Annotated in this window: 1 protein-coding gene; it reads right to left on the reverse strand. The window is 58.0% G+C overall.

The window, feature by feature from the left end; translation table 11 throughout:
* Positions 1-168: 168 nt before the first annotated feature.
* The gene (locus NZK35_RS26380; protein WP_259635514.1) at positions 169-1587 is read right to left on the reverse strand and encodes an arylsulfatase; all 1419 of its coding nucleotides are present in this window, start codon (positions 1585-1587) and stop codon (positions 169-171) included.
* Between the last annotated feature and the right edge of the window lie 232 nt (positions 1588-1819).

Here is a 1819-nt window from a genome sequence, read left to right on the forward strand (position 1 = left end):
ACTTTCGCGAGCCGCCGGCCCTCTCTGGCGTTTGCTTGCTGCGCAAACGCCGTCTCTCCCAGAGGGAGAGAATCTAAATCGGTTGCCAAATCCTGCAGTAAAAGAATCGACGTCTCCCGCCTCGCACTCAGCGTAAGGCGGGAGCCTGGGAACAAGTGCGGTGGGCGATCAGCGTTTCGCTTGCGTCGCCAGCGGCAGGCCGTCGCGTTCGACCAACGACAAAATCTCCTGGACCTGCTCCGCGTGCGTGGCGGCGAGATCGTTGGCTTCTTCGATATCGCTGCGGAGGTCATACAATCGCCAATCGGCTTTGCCCGCTCGATCTTTTCGGTAGCGCACCAATTTCCAGGGGCCGCGGCGGATACCGATCGAAGTTTCGCCCTCTTGGCTGGCCCAATACAGGTACTCGTGCTTCTGTTGGGAATCGGTCTTGCCGAGCAATGTCGGTAAATACGAGATGCCATCGATGCCATCGGGCGCTTCGATTCCCGCAATCTCACATGCGGTGGGCAGAAAATCCCAAAACGCTGACGGCAAATCGGATTGAGTGCCGGCGGCAACCTTGCCGGGCCAGCGGGCGATCATCGGGACGCGGATCCCGCCGTCGTGCATCGAACGTTTGTAACCTTTGAGCGGGCCGTTGGAATCAAAGAACTCGTGATCATGGTTGCCTTCTCGGTGGGGGCCATTGTCGGAAGTGAAGATCACGAGCGTGTTGTCGTCGATCGAAAGATCCTTCAACAACTTGAACAGGCGGCCGACATCGGCATCCATGCGGGTGATCATCGCCGCAAACCCTTTTTCCGGATTCGGCCATCGGCGGTCGGCGTAGATGCCATAGTCGGGGACTTCCATGCCGTCCTTCAACACGCGTCCGCCTTCATTGTTCGCATGCGGAATGGTCCAGTGGATGTGCAAGAGAAACGGACTGCGGTAATTGCGTTGAATGAAGTCCAACGCCGCTTCGGTCAGCTTGTCGTGTGAGTACGTTTCTTTTTTCTTCGAGACGCGTCCGCGGGCGTTGGGGGCGTCCATCAGAACGTTTCCGGGCAAGAAGTCTTGCCGATCGTTTTCCCACAGGAACGGCGGATAGTAGTTATGCGCGTTGCTTTGATTCATGTAGCCGTACCAATAATCGAATCCGTTTCGATTGGGGTGGCCTTCGTTGTCGATCTCCGCCGGGGCGTTGACGTTACCCAGTGCCCATTTGCCGACGCCACCGGTTGCGTATCCGGCTTGTTGCATCAATTTGGCGACCGTTTGCTCTCTGCCGGTCAAGGAGAACGGACGATTGCCGGTCAACCCCGTATGGCCGACATGTTGGCCCGTCCAAAGCACCAAACGCGACGGACGGCAAACCGTGTGTCCGGCGTAATGGTCCGTAAAACGCATCCCTTCCGCCGCCATTCGATCCAAGTGGGGCGTTTGGATTTCTTTCTGGCCATAGCTTCCAAGATCGCCGTATCCCAAGTCATCGACCATGATGTAAATGATGTTGGGTCGATCCTCGGCGGCGAGACCGGAGGCGATTGCGACGAAAAAACTAAGCAGGAACGTCAGACTGCGGAAAAGCGTGAGAAGCGGCATCGGTGTCGTGTTGGGGCGGGGGGACGGAAGTGCAGACCCGCAGTATAAAGCCCATCGATCGAACCGTGGGATCAGCTGGCAGCCGATCGGTTCAGTGCCTCATACCGTTACGTGAGTGACCCGACGGGCTAGCGGCCTGTCGATTTAAATGGGATCAGCTGAGTCAACGGTGAGCCGCCGGCCGTAAGGCCTCGGGCGGGCGCCACAATGCGCGGCCGCTCGTATAACGAAA

This window comes from Stieleria sedimenti, from assembly GCF_025060895.1.
Lineage (GTDB): Bacteria > Planctomycetota > Planctomycetia > Pirellulales > Pirellulaceae > Stieleria > Stieleria sedimenti.

Bases quoted from the DNA above. Each gene is read 5' to 3' on its own strand.
- NZK35_RS26380 (WP_259635514.1), bottom strand. From the start codon at position 1,587: ATGCCGCTTCTCACGCTTTTCCGCAGTCTGACGTTCCTGCTTAGTTTT.